The 19,936-nt window shown below is 61.8% G+C and carries 19 protein-coding genes; all 19 read left to right on the top strand.

The annotated features are described in order from the left end of the window. The 19 genes from B5F39_RS06490 (at position 1) to gspC (ending at position 19,934) form a co-directional block, all read left to right on the top strand. The gene (locus tag B5F39_RS06490) at positions 1-1,038 is read left to right on the top strand and encodes a D-2-hydroxyacid dehydrogenase (RefSeq protein ID WP_087365144.1); all 1,038 of its coding nucleotides are present in this window, start codon (positions 1-3) and stop codon (positions 1,036-1,038) included. A gap of 26 nt (positions 1,039-1,064) precedes the next feature. Next, on the top strand, positions 1,065-1,958 hold the full coding sequence (garR, locus tag B5F39_RS06485; protein ID WP_087365142.1) for a 2-hydroxy-3-oxopropionate reductase: 894 nt from the start codon (positions 1,065-1,067) through the stop codon (positions 1,956-1,958). A 651-nt stretch (positions 1,959-2,609) separates the two neighbouring features. Further along, positions 2,610-5,333 (top strand): preprotein translocase subunit SecA, encoded by a 2,724-nt coding sequence (gene secA / locus B5F39_RS06480; protein ID WP_087365140.1) that lies wholly within the window; start codon positions 2,610-2,612, stop codon positions 5,331-5,333. 2 nt (positions 5,334-5,335) lie between these two features. Next, on the top strand, positions 5,336-7,168 hold the full coding sequence (locus tag B5F39_RS06475; protein ID WP_087365138.1) for a hypothetical protein: 1,833 nt from the start codon (positions 5,336-5,338) through the stop codon (positions 7,166-7,168). A gap of 34 nt (positions 7,169-7,202) precedes the next feature. Beyond that, on the top strand, positions 7,203-8,879 hold the full coding sequence (gene argS, locus B5F39_RS06470; protein ID WP_087365136.1) for an arginine--tRNA ligase: 1,677 nt from the start codon (positions 7,203-7,205) through the stop codon (positions 8,877-8,879). Between the two features lie 17 nt (positions 8,880-8,896). Beyond that, complete coding sequence (locus B5F39_RS06465) at positions 8,897-9,196, top strand: septum formation initiator (RefSeq protein WP_087365134.1); 300 nt, start codon at positions 8,897-8,899, stop codon at positions 9,194-9,196. Between the two features lie 28 nt (positions 9,197-9,224). Further along, positions 9,225-9,569, top strand: a complete 345-nt coding sequence (gene rpsF / locus B5F39_RS06460) for a 30S ribosomal protein S6 (RefSeq protein WP_343217574.1) — start codon at positions 9,225-9,227, stop codon at positions 9,567-9,569. A 5-nt stretch (positions 9,570-9,574) separates the two neighbouring features. After that, the gene (gene ssb, locus B5F39_RS06455) at positions 9,575-10,120 is read left to right on the top strand and encodes a single-stranded DNA-binding protein (protein WP_087365130.1); all 546 of its coding nucleotides are present in this window, start codon (positions 9,575-9,577) and stop codon (positions 10,118-10,120) included. Between the two features lie 17 nt (positions 10,121-10,137). After that, positions 10,138-10,377: a 30S ribosomal protein S18 gene (gene rpsR / locus B5F39_RS06450; protein WP_087365128.1), complete on the top strand. Its 240-nt coding sequence runs from the start codon at positions 10,138-10,140 to the stop codon at positions 10,375-10,377. Between the two features lie 81 nt (positions 10,378-10,458). Further along, entirely contained in the window at positions 10,459-11,412 is a 954-nt protein-coding gene (locus B5F39_RS06445; RefSeq protein ID WP_158095960.1) for a DUF2232 domain-containing protein, read from the top strand. A 2-nt stretch (positions 11,413-11,414) separates the two neighbouring features. After that, positions 11,415-11,861, top strand: coding sequence for a 50S ribosomal protein L9 (gene rplI / locus B5F39_RS06440; RefSeq protein ID WP_087365124.1), 447 nt, complete (start codon positions 11,415-11,417; stop codon positions 11,859-11,861). A gap of 3 nt (positions 11,862-11,864) precedes the next feature. After that, positions 11,865-13,223 (top strand): replicative DNA helicase, encoded by a 1,359-nt coding sequence (gene dnaB, locus B5F39_RS06435; protein WP_087365122.1) that lies wholly within the window; start codon positions 11,865-11,867, stop codon positions 13,221-13,223. 64 nt (positions 13,224-13,287) lie between these two features. Then, positions 13,288-15,087 (top strand): O-antigen ligase family protein, encoded by a 1,800-nt coding sequence (locus B5F39_RS06430; RefSeq protein WP_158095959.1) that lies wholly within the window; start codon positions 13,288-13,290, stop codon positions 15,085-15,087. Next, the gene (locus tag B5F39_RS06425; RefSeq protein WP_158095958.1) at positions 15,077-15,748 is read left to right on the top strand and encodes a type II secretion system protein; all 672 of its coding nucleotides are present in this window, start codon (positions 15,077-15,079) and stop codon (positions 15,746-15,748) included. Before B5F39_RS06430 ends, B5F39_RS06425 begins: the two co-directional genes overlap by 11 nt. Continuing rightward, entirely contained in the window at positions 15,735-16,634 is a 900-nt protein-coding gene (locus B5F39_RS06420; RefSeq protein ID WP_143330670.1) for a type II secretion system protein GspK, read from the top strand. Before B5F39_RS06425 ends, B5F39_RS06420 begins: the two co-directional genes overlap by 14 nt. 24 nt (positions 16,635-16,658) lie before the next feature. Then, complete coding sequence (gspL, locus tag B5F39_RS06415; RefSeq protein WP_087365114.1) at positions 16,659-17,855, top strand: type II secretion system protein GspL; 1,197 nt, start codon at positions 16,659-16,661, stop codon at positions 17,853-17,855. Then, positions 17,852-18,325, top strand: a complete 474-nt coding sequence (gspM, locus tag B5F39_RS06410) for a type II secretion system protein GspM (RefSeq protein ID WP_087365112.1) — start codon at positions 17,852-17,854, stop codon at positions 18,323-18,325. Before gspL ends, gspM begins: the two co-directional genes overlap by 4 nt. Next, the gene (gene gspN, locus B5F39_RS06405; protein WP_087365110.1) at positions 18,322-18,915 is read left to right on the top strand and encodes a type II secretion system protein GspN; all 594 of its coding nucleotides are present in this window, start codon (positions 18,322-18,324) and stop codon (positions 18,913-18,915) included. Before gspM ends, gspN begins: the two co-directional genes overlap by 4 nt. After that, complete coding sequence (gspC, locus tag B5F39_RS06400) at positions 18,897-19,934, top strand: type II secretion system protein GspC (protein ID WP_143330669.1); 1,038 nt, start codon at positions 18,897-18,899, stop codon at positions 19,932-19,934. The genes gspN and gspC overlap by 19 nt, the downstream gene beginning before the upstream one ends. Positions 19,935-19,936: the final 2 nt, after the last annotated feature.

Below are 19,936 nucleotides of genomic sequence, written 5' to 3'. Positions count from 1 at the left end.
GTGACCGACAGGAAACTTAACATCACGGTTCTTACCGCGGAGGACAGCCTTAAAGTCTTCCGCATGACGCAGGAGCGCATAGACGCCGCGCTCGATAGATTCCCTGAGTTCAAGGACAAGGTGGATATCTCTATTACGCGCACTTCGACGAGCTTTGAAAACACGCCGAGCTGGAACGCCGAAGATTACGTGAAGTTCCGCAAAGGAGTCGCGGACGCGGACGTCATGATAGGGTACATGTTTCCGCTTGAAGAGGTCAAAACGGCCGCTCCGCATCTCAAATGGATACATATTATCGGCGCGGGCGTCGAGCATTTGCTGCCGCTCGACTGGCTGCCGGAAGACGCGGTATTGACGAACAACAGGGGCGCGCACGCTCCGAAGAGTTACGAGTATGTCATGATGGCGCTTCTGATGCTTGCGAACCACATGCCACGCCTCATGCGCGCCCAGCAGGCTCATTTCTGGGACGCACATTTTGTTTCGATCATAAGAGGCTCGACCGTCGCCGTTTTGGGGGCGGGACACCAAGGTTCCGCCGCTGCGAAGGCCGCGAAGGCGCTCGGCCTCCGCACTATAGGAGTCGATATCGACACGTCGCCGCGCGAGAATTTCGACGAGCTTGTTCACGTTTCAAGCCTACGCGAGACCCTTGGGCGTGCCGACTACGTTGTAGTAACGCTGCCGTCCACCGACGAGACGTATCGCATGATAGACCGCGGCGCATTCTCCGCAATGAAAGAGGGCTGCGGCTTCGTCAACATCAGCCGCGGGCGTATAGTGGACGGCGATGCGCTGATGGAGAATCTCAGGAACGGCCGTCTCTCCGGCGCGGTGCTCGACGTGTTTGAACAGGAGCCGCTTCCAGCGGATTCGCCGCTTTGGGACGCACCGAATCTCGTTATGTCTCCGCACATGGGGTGCGACGATGAAGAGAATTATATCGACAGAACTTTTGATATTTTCTTCAGCAACTTGCGCCGCTTTATAAACGGAGAAAAGCTTGAAAACGTCGTCGACAGGATCAAAGGCTATTAACTGACATAAAACTGGGGGTATTCGTTATGGGTAAAATCGGATTTATAGGACTTGGCATCATGGGCCGCCCAATGGCTAAAAATCTTATTAAAGCCGGATATGAGCTGGTCGTCTACGACGTTGCGGCCGCAGCGGCGGACGAGCTCTGCGGATGCGGAGCGGAGCGCGGCGGCAGCCCTGCCGACGTCGCAGCGAAAGCCGGAGAAATAATTATTACGATGCTGCCGAACTCGCCCCATGTGCGAGAAGTGACCATAGGCGCGAATGGTCTCATCTACGGCGTGAAAAAAGGACAGATAGTTGTAGATATGAGCTCTATATCGCCGATAGTGAGCCGTGAGCTTAATGCCGTGCTCAACGAAAAGGGCGTCGAGATGATAGACGCTCCGGTGAGCGGAGGTCAGGAAAAGGCGGAGCAGGGGACGCTCGCCATTATGGCCGGCGGCGACGCGGCTGCGTTTGAGAAGGCGCGCCCCGTGCTTGAAAAAATGGGCGCGACTGTCACGCTTGTCGGCGGGAGCGGAGCCGGTCAGACGACGAAGCTCGTCAATCAGATAATCGTCGGCATCAACATCTCCGCAGTCGCGGAGGGCATGGCGCTCGCCAAAAAGGCCGGCGTCGATCCGCGTAAGGTGTTTGAAGCTATACGCAGGGGACTTGCCGGCAGTCAGTGCCTTGAGGATAAAGCGCCGAGGATGTTCGAGGCGCGTTATAATCCCGGGTTCCGTATAAACCTCCACATAAAGGATCTCTGGAACGTGCTGGAGACGAGCCGCGCATTAAATTGCTCTGTGCCGCTTTCAAGCCAGGTTATTGAAATGATGATCGCCCTCGCCAACGACGGCTGTGAGTCGATGGACCACGGCGCGCTGGGACGTTATTACGAAAAGCTCAATAACGTCTCGTTAAAGGAAAATTAAGGCGGCGGGGGGATTTCCGGCGAGTTGCGGCGGCTTTATCAGGCCGCCGCTTTTTTTAGCTTTAACTCTCCGGCCGCGGCCGGCGGAGATTACAGGCGCGCGGCGCCGGCTTGGACGGATTCCGCTGGTTTTACGGATTTTCGGCGAATTTGCGGAAAATTCCGCGGTTCGCCGAAAAGTCCGTGAGTTTTCGCTGGCGGCGGCGCGCCGCTGAGAAACGGATTTTTCGTTTTTCGCCGCGTTTGCGGCTTTTCCACGGCGTGCCGCCCGCTTTGTACGCTTGATGATTTTTCATTCACGCCGCGCCGTTTTTCTCGTCCGGCGCGTTATAATTTTTTTGACTTACTTCCTTGTATAAGTATATAATCAAAAACTATGGGGACGCTTGCGCACTGGCGGCCGCCGCCTTGTAGCGCGTCGCGCGGACGGGAGTGCGCGGCCCCATTGATGAGACGGAAGCCCGGCTGCGGGCGAGCGGATTTTCGGCGGTTTTGCGCCTCGGCGGAAGTTTTTCAGGCGCGCCGCCCGGCTTTGCGTATTATCAGAAAAATATTGTCCGCGCGTTCGGCTTTGCGCGTCGCGGACTGAAGATACATTGAAGAAGACATTTACGGGTCCGTCCCGTATTTTTGCGAAAGGTGGAAGGAGTCAGTGGGATTTCTTAACGGAGTGATAAAGGCGCTCGGCCTCGACCCCAACGACAGGGCCGTAGCGAAATACGAGAAGAAGACGCAGGTGATAGATTCTCTGGAGCCGGAGGTCGAGAAGCTTTCTGACGAGGAGCTCGCCCGCTCCGCCGAGATTTTCGGCGGGCGTCTCGAAAATGGCGAGAGCCTCGACGATATTCTGCCGGATGTTTTCGCGCGCGTCCGGGAGGTTTCGAAGCGCGCGCTCGGGCTGCGCCACTTCAAGGAACAGCTCATCGGAGGCATGGCGCTTCACGACGGCAACATCGCGGAGATGAAGACGGGCGAAGGAAAGACGCTCGTCGCCACGCTCGCCGTTGCGCTCAACGCGATGACGAAGAAGGGCGTCCACGTCGTAACGGTCAACGACTACCTCGCGGCGCGCGACGCGGAATGGATGGGGCCGGTCTACCGCGGCATGGGGCTGACGGTCGGCGTCATATCGCCTTTCATGCCCGACGACGCGCGCAAGGCGGCCTACCAGTGCGACATCACCTACGGCACGAACAGCGAGTTCGGTTTCGACTATCTGCGCGACAACATGGCGATACAGAAGTCGCAGCAGGTGCAGCGCGGACACAATTACTGCATCGTAGACGAGGTGGACTCGATACTGATTGACGAGGCCCGTACCCCGCTCATCATCTCCGGCCCCTCGGAGGACGACACCGAGCCTTACCGCGTCGCCGACGCCGTGGCTCGCGAGCTCATAAAGGGGACGGACTTCGAGGTGGACGAGAAGGAGCGCAACCTCGCGCTGACCGAGGCGGGCATCGCGAAGACGGAGCGCATCATGAAGCTGCCTAATCTTTTCACGGATTTCGCAAACTCGTCGCTCGCGCACAAGATAGTGCAGGCGCTCAAGGCTCACCACCTGTTCCAGCGCGACGTGCATTACGTGGTCAAGGACGGCGAGATAGTGATAGTGGACGAATTTACGGGACGTTTGATGTTCGGACGCCGCTATTCGGACGGTCTGCACCAGGCGATAGAGGCTAAGGAGCGCGTGCGCGTCGGGCGCGAGAACCAGACTCTCGCGACGATCACGCTTCAGAACTACTTCCGCATGTATAAGAAGCTCGCCGGCATGACCGGCACGGCGAAGACGGAGGCCGAGGAATTCAAGGAGATATACGGCCTCAACGTCATAGTCATACCGACGCACAAGCCGATGATCCGCAAGGACAATCCCGACGCGGTTTATAAGACGGCCGATGAGAAATACACGGCGGCAGCCGACGAGGTCGCGGAATATCACGCGAAGGGGCAGCCTATACTGGTAGGCACCGCCTCGATAGAGCATTCGGAGCGCGTAAGCAAGCTGCTGCGCGCGCGCAAGATTCCGCACAACGTGCTGAACGCGAAGGTCCACGACAAGGAAGCCGCGATAGTGGCGCAGGCGGGACGCTTCGGAGCGGTCACCGTCGCGACGAACATGGCCGGACGCGGTACTGACATCGTGCTCGGAGGCAACGCGGAGTTCCTCGCGCGCGAGGAACTCGAAAAGGAGGGCAAGAGCCCGGCTGACGATCCGCAGCTCTACGCCGAGGTCCTCGAAAAATATAAGAAGATATGCGCGGAGGAGCACGACAAGGTCATAGCCACCGGCGGCCTGCGCATAATCGGTACAGAGCGACACGAGTCGCGCCGCATAGACAACCAGCTCCGCGGACGCTCGGGACGCCAGGGCGACCCGGGCGAGAGCCGCTTCTACATCGCGCTCGAGGACGACCTAATCCGTCTCTTCGGCGGCGACAAGATATCCGCGATAATGGACAAACTGGGCATGGAGAAGGGCGAGTCGCTCGACCATCCGCTTCTTTCCAAGGCCATCGAAAACGCGCAGAAAAAGGTCGAGGAGATGCATTTCGACATAAGAAAGCAGCTCCTGGCCTACGACAACGTGATGAACCGCCAACGCGAGGCCGTTTACGCGGAGCGCGGCGAGATACTCGAAGACCCGAACATTGTCGAAAGGACGCTTGAGGTACTCGAGGACACGGCGAACGCGCAGCTCGACAAGGCCTTCGCCGACAAGAACGCCGATGAGCCTGACATCAAGTCCGTGACGGTGCGCCTCAACGCGCTCTTCTGGCCCGGCGTAGCCGCGTGCCTTGAGGGCGTGGATTCCGAGCAGGCCTTCGAAGAGGCCCGCCCGCGCATAATCGAGGAGATACGCGCGCGCTTCCGCCAGAAGACCGAAGAGCTGGGGCCGGAGCTCTCCGCCCAGATATATCGTTACATATTCCTCGAGGTTCTCGACGCGAACTGGAAAGAGCATCTGCTCGCTATGGACGAGCTGCGCCGCGGTATAGGGCTGCGCGCGATAGGGCAGAAAGATCCGCTCGTCGAATATCAGTTCGAGTCATTCAACCTGTTCCAGGAGATGCTCGTCCGCGTGCGCGAGAGCATCACCGAGTTCGCGCTGCGCGTCTCCGTCGTGTCGCGCGACGAGGAACGCGAGATGGAAAACGCGCGCAGAAGCAAGAACTGGAAGGAAAGCCGGGATCCGTTCGAGATGCCGCAGGCTCTGCCCGGCAATTACAACGACGAGATGGAAAACCCCGGCGTGACCGCGACGGCGCAGAAGACGCAGCCGATAGTCAACGACGTGAAGATCGGGCGCAACGACCCGTGCCCGTGCGGCAGCGGCAAGAAATACAAACAGTGCTGCGGCAGGAACAAATAGCCATGAGCGCCGTACGCGGAATAAAATTCGTGAGGGCTGCGCTCGCGGCGGTTTTGTGCATCGCCTTCGCCGGGTGCGCCTTCGCCGACTGGGACAGCGAACGCGAGATAATGCGCCTCAAGGACGAGGTGCCGTCGATGGAGATATACGACGGCAACGACGCGGTAATATGGCTCCGCAGCGACGAGTCGAAGCTCTCGCCCGACGGCTCGGCGGAGCATTTCCGCGCTATGGTGATAATGATGGGCGAAAAGGTGCCCGAAGACTGGAAGACCCTCTTCTATCCAGCTCCGGCCGGCGGCTCCGTCTCAGTTGAGGAGGCCGCGTGGTATAACACCATGACGGGGATGAAGGAGGGCGACCTCCCGGTCGAGAACAGGACTCTCCCCGGCGGAGCCTCGGTCAGCGTAGTGACCGTGCCGGAGGATACGATAGGCAGGGCCGTAGTCGTCGCCGTGCGTGAAAAGCGCGGCGCCGGCGAGGGCATCAGCGGCGCCGTAAACATGGCCGGCGGCCTCCCGATATGGGAGCAGACCGTCAGCGTCGAAGTCCCGGAGGGGACCGAGATATTCTGGGACGGGCGCGACATGCGCGAGCCGGACGAATCAAAAAGCGGCGGCAGCGTCAAATACAGCTGGAAGGTTATGAACCAGCTCCCGTGGCGGGGCGAAGGCTTCGTAGTCAACGAGCGCCCGATGCTCGCCTTCGCGACGGGCGAGGGCGCTCTGACGGCGCTGCGCGAAGCCGGCGCGCTCGCCGCCTCCGTGCCGCAGCTTCCGATACCGGAGGCGGCCGGCAAAGAAGCGCGCCGCTCCGGCATGAGCCTCATAGAGTGGGTCAACACGCCGGAACGCACCCTGACGGGATATCCGATCGACTGGGTGCGCGGCAAAGGCGAGATCCCCGCCGAGGGACCGTGGACGCCGTGGGAGCAGTCTTTCCTGCTCCATAAATGGCTGACCGAGCTCGGCTGGGGCTCGAAGATATGGTGGAGCCCGAAGATGCCCGTCGGCGAATCGAGCCCGGCCGCCGTGTCGCTCTTTGAAGGTCCGGTCCTCGAGCTCAAGCTTCCCGGCGCTTCTAGGTCGTCCTACTTCGTTCCGGGCCTCCCGTTCACTCCGGGGCGTGTGCCGCTGTCGCTAGCCGGCACCGAGCTATACGGAGAGGGAGAAAACGAACCTAAAACCAAAAAATTATCCAACGGCTCCGCCTCCGACAGCCGCCTCGCGCTGCTTTGGAAGCTCAAGCTCGACGCCAACGGGCGGGCGCAGGGCACGCTCGACGTCACAGTGACGGGCGGATGGAGCGAGCTGCTCTCCGGCAGCGGAATACCGGCGATAGAAGACGCCTCGCGCCTCGTACTTGAAAAGCTGAACTTCGCGATGCTCGGCATGAGCCTGACCGCGACGGATGTAAAGGAAGAGAAAAAAGGCTACAGCATGAAATTCTCCGTCAACTGCACGCCCGGCATAATCCACGGCGAAAGCATGCTGCTGCGCCTGCCAGGCGGAGTCCCGATGCGCGTCAGCGAAATGATAGGACGCGAGGAGAACTACACGCTGCGCTTCCCGTTCACGATAGACCAGAAGGTGCGCATATCCATGCCGGGCGGCTTCCGCCTGCTCCAGGAGCCGGCGCTGAAACAGCTCGGCGAGGGCACGCGCGCCGTGCTGCGCGAATCGATAACCCACTGGCCCAAACGCGGAGAGCTGCTCGCCGACAGCCTGTGGGTGGTCAAGACCCGCGACGTCGAGGGCATGACGGCCCAGCTTCTCAGAGAAGAGCTAGCGGCCACCCTGCGCTGGCCGGTGATCGACCTGCCGTTCAGAAAATAAAAAGCTTCCTCAGAGATATAAGGAGTGTTGTGTGATGCGGAACATGACTGACGAACTGAAAAGACTGCTCGACTGCGCCGTGCGCGCCGCCGCCGCAGAAAAGGGCTGCGAAGTGCCGGACGGATTCGTCGTGCGCACCGAGCGCCCGCGCCAGGAGGGACACGGCGACTGGGCCACGAACATCGCCATGCAGCTCGCGAAGCCCTTCGGTCTCAAGCCGAGAGACCTCGCCGCCGACATTATCGCTAAGATACCGGAAAACGACGTGATAGCAAAGGCCGAGGTCGCCGGCCCCGGCTTCATGAACTTTACGCTCAAGTCCGACTGGGTCGCCGAGACAATCAGGACCGCGATAGAAAAGGATGCCGGCTACGGACGCTCGAACATCGGACAGGGCCGCCGCGTACAGGTCGAATTCGTCAGCGCGAACCCGACCGGCCCGCTCCACATGGGGCACGGGCGCGGAGCCGCCGTCGGCGACATCACGGCCTCCCTGCTCGACTTTGCCGGCTGGAACGTCGAGCGCGAATACTACACGAACGACGCCGGGCTCCAGATGGAACTGCTCGGCAAGTCCGCGCAGGCGCGCTACTTCGAGGCTCTCGGGCGCGCGGAGGAAGCCCCGATGCCCGAGGACGGCTACCAGGGCGGCTACATGAACGACATTGCGAAGATTTACGTCGAAAAATACGGCGACAGCCTCGCGCAGAAGCCGCTCGAGGAAACGCTTGAATTCTTCTCGCAGGAGACGGGCAAAATGGTCCTCGCCATGATAAAAAAGGACCTCGAAGACTTCGGAGTGAAGTTTGACGTCTGGTTCTCCGAGAAATCGCTCTACGACAACAACGCAGTCGAACCGGCTATGGAGGCTCTCAAAGAGCGCGGCTACGCATACGAGGAGGACGGGGCGCTATGGTTCCGCTCGACGCTGTTCGGCGACGACAAGGACCGCGTGCTCATCCGCTCCAACGGTATGCCGACCTACTTCACCTCCGACGTCGCATACCTTAAAAACAAATACGACCGCGGCTTCGAGCGGCTCGTCTACGTATGGGGGGCGGACCATCACGGCTACGTGCCGCGCATCAAGTCAGTCAACAAAGCCTTCGGCTACCCCGACGACGGCATCGAAGTGCTGCTCATCCAGATGGTCAACCTCCTGCGCGACGGCAAGCCCGTGCAGATGTCGAAGCGCGCCGGCACGATAGTGACGCTGCGCGAGATAATGGACGAAGTCGGGCGCGACGCCGCCAGACTCTTCTTCGTGATCCGCCGCTGCGACAGCACCGTGGACTTCGACCTCGAGCTTGCTAAGAAGGCTTCTTCGGAAAACCCCGTCTTCTACATACAGTACGCCCACGCGAGGATATGCAGTATCATGCGCGAGCTTGAAAGCCGCGGCATTCCCGCGCCGAAGCTTGAAGAGCTCGACGTGTCGCTGATATCGGATCCGTCGGAGCTCAACCTCGCGAAGGCTATCTCACGCTTCCCGGAGGAAGTCGCTAAGGCCGCCGAGGAATACGCCCCGCACCGCATGGCCTACTACGCGAACGAGCTTGCGGAAGCCTTCCACGCCTTCTACAACTCGCAGAGAATACTCGGCGCGGAGGAAAACGTCATGAAGTCCCGCATACTTCTCGCGGAGGCCGCGCGCGTTACGCTTCGCAACGCGCTCCGCATACTCGGCGTATCCGCGCCTGAGAAGATGTAGGGAACGCGCCGCCGGCGATGAACCCTCCGAAGCTGCGCTGGGTCGCATTCGGCGCGGCGGTGACGTTCCTCGTCGCCGTGCTGCTCACGTCCTTCTTCAAAGAGCTTGAGAAGATAGACGTGCTCGCCTCGACCCTGGACAAGCGCATGGAGGAGCTCGTCGCCGAGGAACGGCGCACGCAGAAGCTCAAGCAGGACATACGCTACTACAGCACGCCGGAAGGCATAGAGCGGCTCGCGGTCGAGCAGTTCAATCTGGTCCGCTCCGGCGACAGGATATATAAGATCGATGTCACGTCGCAGGATAAATTGCAATAGCGCCGCCCTCGGTGTATAATACAAAACTGTGTTTCCCTGCCTCTTCCGCAGAGAAGAGGCCAGAGTCCATAGGGAGGAGGTGAAGTACGTGCGGTCTTACGAAATGGTAGTAATATTCAAGGCTGATATCGAGGATCACAAGACAGTGTCCGACGAGATAGCTGAGATCGTGCGCGGACTGGGAGCTGAGGTTGAAAAGGTCGACCTCTGGGGCAAGAAGCGTTTTGCCTACCCCATCGAAAAAGAACTGGAGGGGTTCTACACTCTCTACACGTTCAAGCTCGACCCCGCTCAGGTTAAGGAAATGGAACGTCTCCTTAGCCTCAGGCAGTCCGTTGTGCGCCACATGGTCGTCAACCTGGAGGAGAAGTAAGTCTTATGTCTAGGGGATACAACAGAGTCGTGCTGATGGGCAACCTGGCGCGCGACCCCGACGTGAGATTTACGCCGACCAAGCAAAAGGTTGCGCGCATCACTGTAGCGATAGGACGCCAGTGGAAGAATAAAGTCACGGGCGAGCTTCAGAGCCATACGGATTTCGTTCCCGTGGCCGTCTGGGGGGCGCAGGCGGACGTCTGCGAGCGCTACCTCAGAAAAGGCCGTCCGGTTCTCGTCGAGGGACGCATTTCGGTTCGCGATTTCGACGACATAAAGACCGGCCAGCGCCGTTGGGTCACGGAAGTAGTAGCCGACAACATCGTCCTGCTCAGCTCGGGCCGCAGGGACGACGACCAGGGCGGCTACCAGCAGCAGAGCTACGGAGGCGGGCAGCAGCAGTACCAGCGCGCTCCCCAGTCCGACGCGATGCCGGCTCCCGACATGGGCAGCCTGAGGAACGAGGCCGGCTTTGAAGACGAATTCCCGCTTGACTTCTCGGAGCTTAACGGGCCGGATTCATCCGGAGATGTGGAGATACCGTTCTAGAAAGAGGTGGATTTCAGATGGAAGGCACTTACAACCGCAAACGCCGCAAACGCAGGCCGAAGGTATGTCATTTCTGCGTCGATAAGGTGGAGCATATAGATTACAAAGAGATCGACAAGCTCAAGAGATATATAACGGAGCGCAGCAAGATAATCCCGCGCCGCGTGACCGGCACCTGCGCGAAGCACCAGCGCCAGCTTACCCGCGCCATCAAGCGCGCGAGGCTGATCGCGCTTCTGCCCTTTACCTCGGACTAAAAAACCGAATTCAACTGTTATAATATCGGGAGAGCCTGCGGCTCTCCTTTTTTATTGATATGCGACATGCGGGGGTCTGACGTGAAAGGCAAACTGATATTGGAATATTTTTCGTGGATAGCGGCGAGCGTCGCGATGTTTGCGGCGGGAGTGCAGATAGCGTTCCTCTCTCCGTTCACCGTTCTCGCCGCGCCTGTTCCTTTTCTTCTCTTTACCTGCCGCGCCGGGATAAGGCACGCGCTTTCCGGCGCCCTGGCCGGGACCGCCGTCGTCTTCGCGGCGATGGGCGAGGTCTCGGCTCTGCTGTACGTCTGTGAGTTCGCCATACTCGGCATGGCCGCCGGCGTCGTGATGCTGCGCGCAAAAAACGGCGCGGATTATTTTCTCGCCGCGCTCGCGGCGTCCGTGACGGTCAAGCTCTTTCTAATCGGAGTCTTCCGCTACGCGGCCGGCGTCAATCCGTTCATGATAACGCCTGAGGCGGCCGAAGCGTTCATCTCGTCACTCTCCGGCACGCTGTCGCAGGGCGGCGTCTCGGTCTCGCAGGAGAGCGTAAGAAGCTATGCAGCCGATATGGTGAAGACGGTCGGCATGCTCATGCCGTCTATGCTGATATTGTTCTCGGCCTGCGACACGGCAGCGGGCTATCTCGCCGCTCGGCTGTACGCGCGGCGAGACGCGTCGCTGAACGTGCCGAAGCTGCCGCCGTTCGCGAGCTGGCGCTTCCCAAAGAATATCTTCTGGGCTCTGCTCGCGGCGCTCGTCCTTGATATGGCCTCGAAGGCCATGCCCGAAGACGCGCTTTATAAGATGCTCGCGCTCAACATGATGGAGGTGCTGCGCGGCGTGTTTCTTATAGAGGGCCTTTCGCTCGCGTGGTATTTCATGTCGGCCTACAGGGTCAACCGCGCGGTCAGGTGCGCCGCCGTCGCCGTCGGGATTTTTTTCGCGCCGGTCTCGTATGTTCTGTCGATGGCCGGAGTTTTTGACATATGGTATGATTTGCGCAAGCGTATCAAGCTAAGGGGGAAATAGATATGAAAGTAATTCTTAAGCAGGATGTCGCGAAAGTCGGCAAAAAGGGAGAGCTTATAGAGGTCTCAGACGGCTACGGACGCAACTTCCTCGTGGGGCGCGGCCTCGCCGACGAGGCCACTCCCGGAAAGATACGCGAGTATCAGGAGAATCAGAAGACGCAGAAAGCCAAAGACGACAAGCGCCAGAAGGCGGCCCTCGAGCTTAAGAAGACGCTCGGCGGCAAGGTCGTGACCGTCAAGGCCAGCGCCGGGGAGGGCGGCAAGCTCTTCGGGAGCGTCACATCGGCTCAGGTGGCCGAGGCGCTCGCGGCGCAGTTCGGCAGCTCCGTCGATAAAAAGGATATAAAGCTCGACGACTCTGTCAAGCAGACCGGAAGCTACGCCTTCAGGATAAAGCTCTATCCTGGTGTAGAGGCCGAAATGACGCTGAAAGTGGAGACTGAATAGGCTTTGGATAATCAAGCCGGGCCCGAGAGAATACCGCCGTTCAACCTTGAGGCTGAACGCGCGGTGCTCGGCTCGTGCCTGCTCGACCCGGAGGCTCTCAATACGGCGGTCGAGATGCTCGCCGCCGAGGATTTCTACGACCCGCGCCACAGGAAGGCCTTCGAGATAATCAAGTCCCTCTCCGAACGCAGCGTCGCGGTGGACGCGCTGACCTTCCGCGACGAGGCCGCCAAGCAGGACCTCGTCAAGACGCTGGGCGGACTCTCGTTCATCACATCGCTCACCGAGGCCGTCACGACGACGGCGAACATCGAATACCACGCCGGCATCGTCCGCGACAAGGCCGTCCACCGCGCGCTGATAACGGTCGGCAGCGACATATCGAAGATAGGCTTCAGCGAGGAGATCGAAGTGGACGAGGCCCTCGAGACGGCGGAGCAGAAGGTCTTCGAGATTTCGCGCACCGGGCGCACCACGAACATACGCTCCACGCACGACGTGCTGAAAGCCGCGATGTCCGACATAGAGAAGCGCCTTGCGGGCGGCCTCGCGATAACGGGAGTGCCGACAGGCTTTCCCGACTTCGACAGGATGTCGGCGGGGCTTCAGCCGGGCGCGCTTTACATCATAGCGGCGCGCCCCGCTATGGGTAAGACGGCCTTCGCCCTGAACATAGGACAGTACGCGGCGAGCGAGGAGAACGTCCCGGTGCTCGTCTTCAGCCTCGAAATGTCGGCTGAGCAGATAGCTCAGAGAATGCTGTCGTCCGAGGCGAAGGTGAACCTCATCGAGTTGTTCGAGAGCCGCCGCCAGCAAAGCGAGCAGTGGGAGAGCCTCAAGCGCGCCGCGGCGAAGATAGAGAAAAGCCCCATCTTCATCGACGACAGCTCTCCGCTGAACACTCTCGAACTGCGCGGGCGCTGCCGCCGCTTCTTCGCGAAGCACGGCGAAGGACGCGGCCTCATCATAATCGACTATCTCCAGCTTATGCAGGGCGCGCGGCACATGGAGAACCGCACGCAGGAGGTCTCGGAAATATCGCGCACGCTCAAGAGCATTGCGCGCGAGTTCCGCGTGCCGGTCATCGCTCTGTCGCAGCTCTCGCGCGACGTTGAAAAGCGCGACAAGAACAACAAGCGCCCGATGCTCTCCGACCTTCGCGAAAGCGGCTCGATAGAGCAGGACGCGGACATGGTCCTTTTCCTCTACCGCGAGGCCTACTACGCGCAGGAGAACGACTCGCAGGACGCTACCGCCGAGGTCATCGTTGCGAAGAACAGAAACGGCCCGACCGGCAAGGTGGACCTCGTATTCTTCCGCGAATTCGCGCGCTTCGAGAACGTCTACGGCGCTTCGATGTAGCCGTCCTCCGCTGCGCTGGCGAAAGATGAAATTTTCGGCGGACAGATCCGAACGTGATAAAGCCGTGCGCCCACCGTCGCTCCTTCCGGGCGGCGGAGGGCGGCGCGAGCTTGTGCCGCTGTGGATATTCTATCCGCTGATATTCGTATCGCTCTCGCTTCCGAATCTCGTATACTCCGGCACGGGCTGGTTCGACACGCTGCACATAATGAAATGGGCCTGCACGATGCTGCCGGTCGCCGCGATCTCGCTGATAGGCGGCGTCACGCTCGCGCTCTCCGGCCCGCAGCGCGCCGGCTTCCGCCTCGACCTCTTCGGGGCCGTCTGGTTCGCCTTCCTCGCCTTTATATCATTACAGCCGCTTTGGGCGGACATCTTCGCCTGGTCAACCTACTTCAAGGAATGGTTCTTCTTCGCCGTCCTGTTCGCGGCCTACGTTTTTTGCTACAACCTCTTCGATTCCGAGACGGCTCTGCGCCGCGTCATGTGGCTCGCGAACCTCAACGCGGCGGTGAACGTCGTCTTCGCCGAGCTTCTGATACGGGATATGAACGGCATCTGCCCGCTCATAATGAACGTGCCGGGCAACTACATAGGCAACACGGGACAGCAGGAGATGTTCGGCCTATGGATGGCGATGGCTGCGATGAACGGGGTATATCTCCACATGGTCTACTCTTCGCCGCTCTACGAGGGGGCGCGGCGCAAATTTCTGACGTGGGGCAACCTTGCGCTGCTTGCCTTCAACTCGTGGGGGCTGTGGAATTCGACGACGCGCGCGGGGATGCTCGCGCTCATCACCGGGACTCTCGTCCTGTCGCTCGCGGTCTGCCGGTGCCGCGGGGAGTGCCTGGTCCTGCTGCGGCGCGTCGGCGCGGCCTCGGCCGTAGTCGTTCTGATGCTCGCCGCTAACATCGGCACCGCTTACTTCGGCTGGAGCCGCGCCTACACTCTCATCAACAAGACGAGCGACATGCTGCTCAACACTTCGAACTTCGGCGCGCGCCGCGAGATCTGGATAACTAGCTGGAACGTCTTCAAGCTTCACCCGTTCGCCGGGACCGGGCTCGGCCACTATAAGTGGCATTATCTCGAGGGACAGCGCGAGGCCTTCAAGACTCACCCGGAGCTTAAATGGCAGTTCACATACTGGGCGCACAGCGAATATTTGCAGCTTCTCACCGAGCTCGGACTGTTCGGCGCGGCGGCGCTCTTCGCGGCGGGTGCCTGGTGGCTCGCGGGCTTTGCGCGCGCGCTGGCGCTTCGGAGGCCGCTGCCGCCGGGCACTCTCTGGGGCTGCGCGATGCTCTTTCTGATATGGTTCGACGCGCTTTTCAGCCGCCCGTTCCACCGTATCGAAATCGTGATATGGATGCCGCTCGCTTTCGCGTGGGCGAACAGGACGCTCTTCGACGGCGAGCCGCGCGGATCGATGCCCGACGGCCTCGCCGCCCGGCTCTTCGGCGCGTTCGCCGCCGCAGTCGCCGCCGCGGGGCTGGCGTTTTTCTATTCGGGCTGCGTCGCCGACAAGTGCCTGCGCGCCGCGACTCTGACGAAGAACGCGGAGCTTCAGCGCGCCTTCATAGACGAGGCCGCAAAGAGCCTGATGGAGCGAGACGATGCCGGAGAGCGGCTCGCCTACCATCTGCTCGCGGTCGCGGAGGCGACCGGGCGCCCCGAGGACGAGCGCGCCGGCATAGAGCAGCTTTACCGAAGCTTCAGGACGAAGCCGCAGGCGAAGCAGCTCGTCGAGCTTCTGCGTTATGCGCGCGAGACGAAGGACCTCGCCATGCTCGGCGAGCTTTCGACATATCTTCGCCCGACCCCGCGTTCGGGCGGCGGCGCGGCGGACGATGAAAAGTAAGCGCGCGCGCGGCTTCACGCTGATCGAGATACTTTTGGTCGTCGGCCTCGTCGGGATAATCGCGGCGGCGGCCCTCGCCCCGCTCGTACTGACGGTGCGTTCGCTCGAGGAGGCGCAGTCGCGCTGGGGCGCGCGCCACAACGCCCGCGACGCGGCGGACGCGATGTACCGCGACCTCCGCATGGCGCTTCACAACCCTTCGTTTCAATCCGTCAAAGTAATACACGAAGAGAGCCTCGGCAACGACGCGGACGACAGGCTGATGGTGTGGAGCCTCTCGCCGGCCTACGAGGGACGCAGCGCGGGCGTCGTCGTCTACCGCGTGCTGCCGGAGGATTCATTCAGCGACGGCGAGCCCGGCCTCTACCGCTGGGTGATATGCGGGCAGCCGTCGCTGCACGCGAGCTCAGGCGACATATTCGGCGCGGAGTCCGACGACGTGCCGGAGCCTATGGAGATAGACCCGGACGACCTCGAGGCGAAAGACGGCGAGCTACTGCTGCCCGACGCGCGCGGCCTGCGCTTCTACTTCCCGAAGGGCGGCGAGTGGAAGCGCGAGAGCTACGAGGGCGGTCTGCCGGAGATACTGCGCGCGGAGCTGGTGCTGAAAGACGACGGCTCCTACGTGTGCACGGAGAGGTTCGCGGGTGCGGCGAAGTAGCGGCTTCATCCTGGTCTCCGTGATGCTCGCCGCCGCTACGCTGCTGACTGCGGCGACCGCCTTCGCGTGGTTCGCGCGCGCTCAGTCGATGGCCGAGGCGTCGCGCGAGAGGATATACCGCTTCCGCGGAGCCGCCGAGATAGCCGTGAAGGTTATGAGCCGAAGGATTGACGCGGATTCCAACGGCTGGGACGGCCCGACGGAAAAGCTGTACGACCCTTACGAACACGTAAAATTGGAAATCGGAGAATTCACCGTGGAAGTACAAATACGTCCGTTAAATGATAAAATAGCGATAAACGCGCTCCTTTTGCCCGACGGCGTCACGCTCCGTTCGGAGTACGAGGCCGCATGGGAGAATATATGGGAGGAGCTCGGACAGCCGCGCCTGGCGCGGGAGGTCATCGACTTTATAGATTCGGACACGGATCAAAAGCTCGGCGGCGCGGAGCGCGATATCAACATCAACCGTATGATTTCGGATTTGAGCGAGCTTCGCGCGATGCCGGAGATAACGGACGGCGTGCTGTGGGGCACGGAGGACGCGCCCGGCCTCGCCGCCTACGTTACGGCGGACGGAGGCGAGAAGCTCAACGTCAACGTCGCCGCGCCCGAGGTGCTGGCGGTGCTTGACGATACGCTGACGCTCTCGCACGCGCGCAGCATCGCGGCCTACCGCCTCGTGAACCCGATCCGCGACATGGACGGGCTGCGCGCCGTCCCGGGCTTTCCGGCGGCGCTGGCGACGAAGCTCGCGAATATTATCGGCTTTGAAAGCGACCGTTTCCTGCTCAGCGTCAGAGTCTCCGACGAGGCGGGGAACGTCAGGAATTACAGGGCGACCGTCGAACGCGGCGGCGCCGGCGTTTACAGATGGGAAGAATAGCCTGCTGGGGGTGTGGGAAGGCCGTTGTTTAAGAAGCTTAACGAAAAGCTGCATTCGCTCATTCCCGCGGAGGGGCCGCGGCTTAACGGAAAAGCCGCCTTTTATACGGCCCGTATGATGGAGGAGGCTCCTCTTTCGCCCGGAGAACGGCGCGTCTGCTGCGTGCCGTTTAAGACGGCGGCGGCGTATCCGTTCGCTTTCCCGTTCGGGCGGCGCGCCGGGCTGCGGAACGCGCTGGAGCTGAAATTCCGCGCTCTGACGGGCGCTCGCGCGGCGCTTTCGATGACGCCGCAGGTGACGGAGCAGAGCTCGTCTTCGACGCGCGGAGCGGCGTGGTTCGCGTCGCGCGAGGAGATAGAACATTACGAAAAAATTCTCGGCGAGGGGGCGGCCTTCGTGCCCGCGCCGCTCGTCATGCTCTCCGAGGTGGGCGGAAGCGGCCTCGCCGTCTGGCGCGAGGACGGCTGTTCCTGCGCGCTGTGGGCCGAGGACTACGAGCCGAAGCTCTACCGCTGCTTCTCGGACGATGAATGCTCCCCAGAGGAGGCCGCTCGCTGGATGCGTTCCTACGCGCAGTCGTCGGGCGGCGCGATAGAGGCGGAGAAGGTCAGGATATTCGACGCGGATGCGATTTCCAGCGCTGAGCTTCAGCGCGCAGGAAACGCGACATTCGCGGCGGCCCCCTCGATAGCCGCTCTCGACTTCTCAAACAGCGGCGCGACCGCGGCGGAACGCCGCGAGAGCTTCTTCGCCTCGGCTTTTTCCGGACTGCGCGCTGCGACCGCCGTCGGGCTTTTCTGCCTCGTCCTGTCGCTCGCGCTTCTCGCGCAGAATTTATACGCTAAGGATTCGTTCGCATCGTCTCCTTCAAAAATATACTCCGCGGCGCTCGGCGAAGAAAGCCGCGCGCCTCTGACCTCCGTCACGCGGCGACTTCGCGCAGTCTCGGGCGGCGGCGTACAGCTCTCCTTCGACGGCGTGCTTGCGGGCGTAGCCGCGGCGTGGAAATCCGCGCCCGAGGGGACGCGCCTCGACGCTCTGCGCTACGGCGCGGAGCGCACGGAACTTGAAGGCCGCGCGCAGAAGACCGAGGACATACAGACGCTGCGCGGCGAGCTCTCCAAAAACGGATTTTCCGTCCGTCTCGGCGATGTGCAGCAGATACCGGGCGGCGGCATGCGCTTCACCTTCCAGCTTTCGGAAGGGGGGCGCGACAGATGAATCTGAATCTCGACGAGATACGCGGCGCGCCGGAATTTGCGCGGCTGCGGCGCTCGGCTCTGATAGCCGCCGCGGTGTGGCTCGCTTTCGCCGTCGCGTTCGTCTCGGCGCTCTCGGCTAAAGGCGAGAACGCTTCGCGCCTGCGCGAGGCGGAGCAGGTGCTGCGCGCGGCCTCCGAGCTGCGTTCGTATCCCGAGCGCAGCGTCGTGTCCGCGGAAGAGCCTCTTACCGCCGTATCCGCGATACTCGACAAGACCGGCCTTCAGCCGAAGGTCGCGCAACTCTCGTCCTCTCCGGCGGGGCTCGCGCTTCAGGTCAACCGGCTTTATCCAGACGAGTTTCAATCCCTTGCGGCGGAAATACGCGGGAACGGCCTGACGGTAAAGACCGCCGAGGTGCGTGCGCTCGAAGCGCGGCGCGACGGACGGCTGCTCAACGTGACGCTGACGATAGAGGGGGAGGCGCAATGAAAAAAAATCTCCGCCTCGCCGCCGTTGCTATCGCGGGGCTGATAGTCGGAATTTTTATTTTCTTCCCGTGGCGGACGCTCGGCTCGTCGCTCTTCGCGCTTGCGGCGCGTGAGGCGGCCTCGCGCGGCGTCTATCTGACCGCCTCGTCCTCGGACGTATCGGGTCTTTTTTCGAAAACTTTTTCCTACTCCGGCGTCGGGGCAGACCTTCCGGCCGCGCGGCTTAGCGTGCGCGAGCTATACGTCGCGCCTGATATACTTTCGTCGCTGTTCTCGGAGGAAAAGAGCGCGCGCCTGACCTTCGGGCGTGGCAGCCTCGTCCCCGTGACGCGCCAGGCGGTCGAGTGGAACCGCGGCGAGGCCGACGTGCGCGTAACGCCGCGGGCCGTGATGCTGGAGAACATATCGTTCACCGGCCCTTCCTCGATTTCCGGCTCGGCGGAGATATCGCTGGGCTCCATGCGCATAGCGCGCGCCCGCTTGCTCGTCAGCGTGCCGCCTGAGCTCGACAGGATGCTCGAAATGCTTAGGACGGCGAACATGCTTCCGCTCAAAAAGATAAAAGAGGGCGAATGGAGGATAGAGAGATGAGCCGCCGCTTCGCCGGAAGATTCGCGGAACTGCCGCGGCGCGTGCGCGCTCTCGTGTCGCGCGCGGGCGTCTCGGAGGCGGCGAAGGCCGCAGCGCCGCAGGGCGGCGCGGTACTCTCGCCGCGCGTGCTCACGCTCGCGGCGCTCGCTGCGGGGCTTTTCGCCGGCTACATAGCGTGCGCCTTTATCGAGAGTGCATTGATGTCCGCCGCGCTCGGCGCGGACACGGCCGCGGCTCGCGCAGTCGGCCGCCGCGCCCCGTCCTTCGCCAACGCGGGACGCACTGGAGGCGCGGAGTCGTTCGCCGAGGCGAACCCCTTCAAGGCCGACGTGCGCGCCGTGAAGGAGGACGAAGCGGGCGGCGCGGTCAAAGCCACGCCCGAGGCGCTCAAATCCTTCGCTCTGCGCGGCACCCTGCCCGGGATCGGCGCGTGGATAGAGACGGGCGGACAGACGCGGCTCGTGCTTACCGGACAGAAAATAGAGGGCTTCACGCTCTCGGATGTCAAATACAGCGAAGCGACGCTCTCCGACGGGACGAGCGGGCATCCGATATATCTGCTGCTTTCGGGCTGCGGCTCCCCGGACGACTCGCGGCTGAACAGCCGCCGCCGCACGAGGCGCGGCAATCCGCCGCAGCGCAGGACCGAGACGCGCGCGCCCGAGAAGCAGGAGCTCGACTTCTCGGGGCTTGAACCGGCCTCGGAGGGGCAGGAGGGGGCCGTGCCGCGCGAGCTTGTGGACGCTCTGCTGATGAACCCCTACGACGAGCTTGCGAAGGTGCGCATGATACCTACGCCCGACGCCTCGGGGATGAAGCTCGAGAGCCTCGCCCCCGACAGCGTCCTCGCGCGCGTCGGCGTGGCGCAGGGCGACGTGATAAGCGCTATAAACGGCGTCAACATCACGAACGTCGCGGACGCCTCGAACGCGCTGAACTCGCTCATCGCTGGCAGCCGCTTCGACGTGACCGTGCTTCGTGGCGGAAAGCCCGTCGAGCTGCGCTATCAGGTGAAGTAGCG

It is taken from the genome of Cloacibacillus sp. An23 (genome assembly GCF_002159945.1).
GTDB lineage: Bacteria > Synergistota > Synergistia > Synergistales > Synergistaceae > Caccocola.
The sequence above is the reverse complement of the archived record's forward strand: the minus strand, read 5'-3'. Positions and strand labels throughout refer to the sequence as shown.

Coding starts and splice junctions, on each gene's coding strand:
- garR (WP_087365142.1), top strand. CDS start 1,065: ATGGGTAAAATCGGATTTATAGGACTTGGCATCATGGGCCGCCCAATG.
- B5F39_RS06475 (WP_087365138.1), top strand. CDS start 5,336: ATGAGCGCCGTACGCGGAATAAAATTCGTGAGGGCTGCGCTCGCGGCG.
- argS (WP_087365136.1), top strand. CDS start 7,203: ATGCGGAACATGACTGACGAACTGAAAAGACTGCTCGACTGCGCCGTG.
- B5F39_RS06465 (WP_087365134.1), top strand. CDS start 8,897: ATGAACCCTCCGAAGCTGCGCTGGGTCGCATTCGGCGCGGCGGTGACG.
- ssb (WP_087365130.1), top strand. CDS start 9,575: ATGTCTAGGGGATACAACAGAGTCGTGCTGATGGGCAACCTGGCGCGC.
- rpsR (WP_087365128.1), top strand. CDS start 10,138: ATGGAAGGCACTTACAACCGCAAACGCCGCAAACGCAGGCCGAAGGTA.
- rplI (WP_087365124.1), top strand. CDS start 11,415: ATGAAAGTAATTCTTAAGCAGGATGTCGCGAAAGTCGGCAAAAAGGGA.
- B5F39_RS06425 (WP_158095958.1), top strand. CDS start 15,077: ATGAAAAGTAAGCGCGCGCGCGGCTTCACGCTGATCGAGATACTTTTG.
- gspM (WP_087365112.1), top strand. CDS start 17,852: ATGAATCTGAATCTCGACGAGATACGCGGCGCGCCGGAATTTGCGCGG.
- gspN (WP_087365110.1), top strand. CDS start 18,322: ATGAAAAAAAATCTCCGCCTCGCCGCCGTTGCTATCGCGGGGCTGATA.
- gspC (WP_143330669.1), top strand. CDS start 18,897: ATGGAGGATAGAGAGATGAGCCGCCGCTTCGCCGGAAGATTCGCGGAA.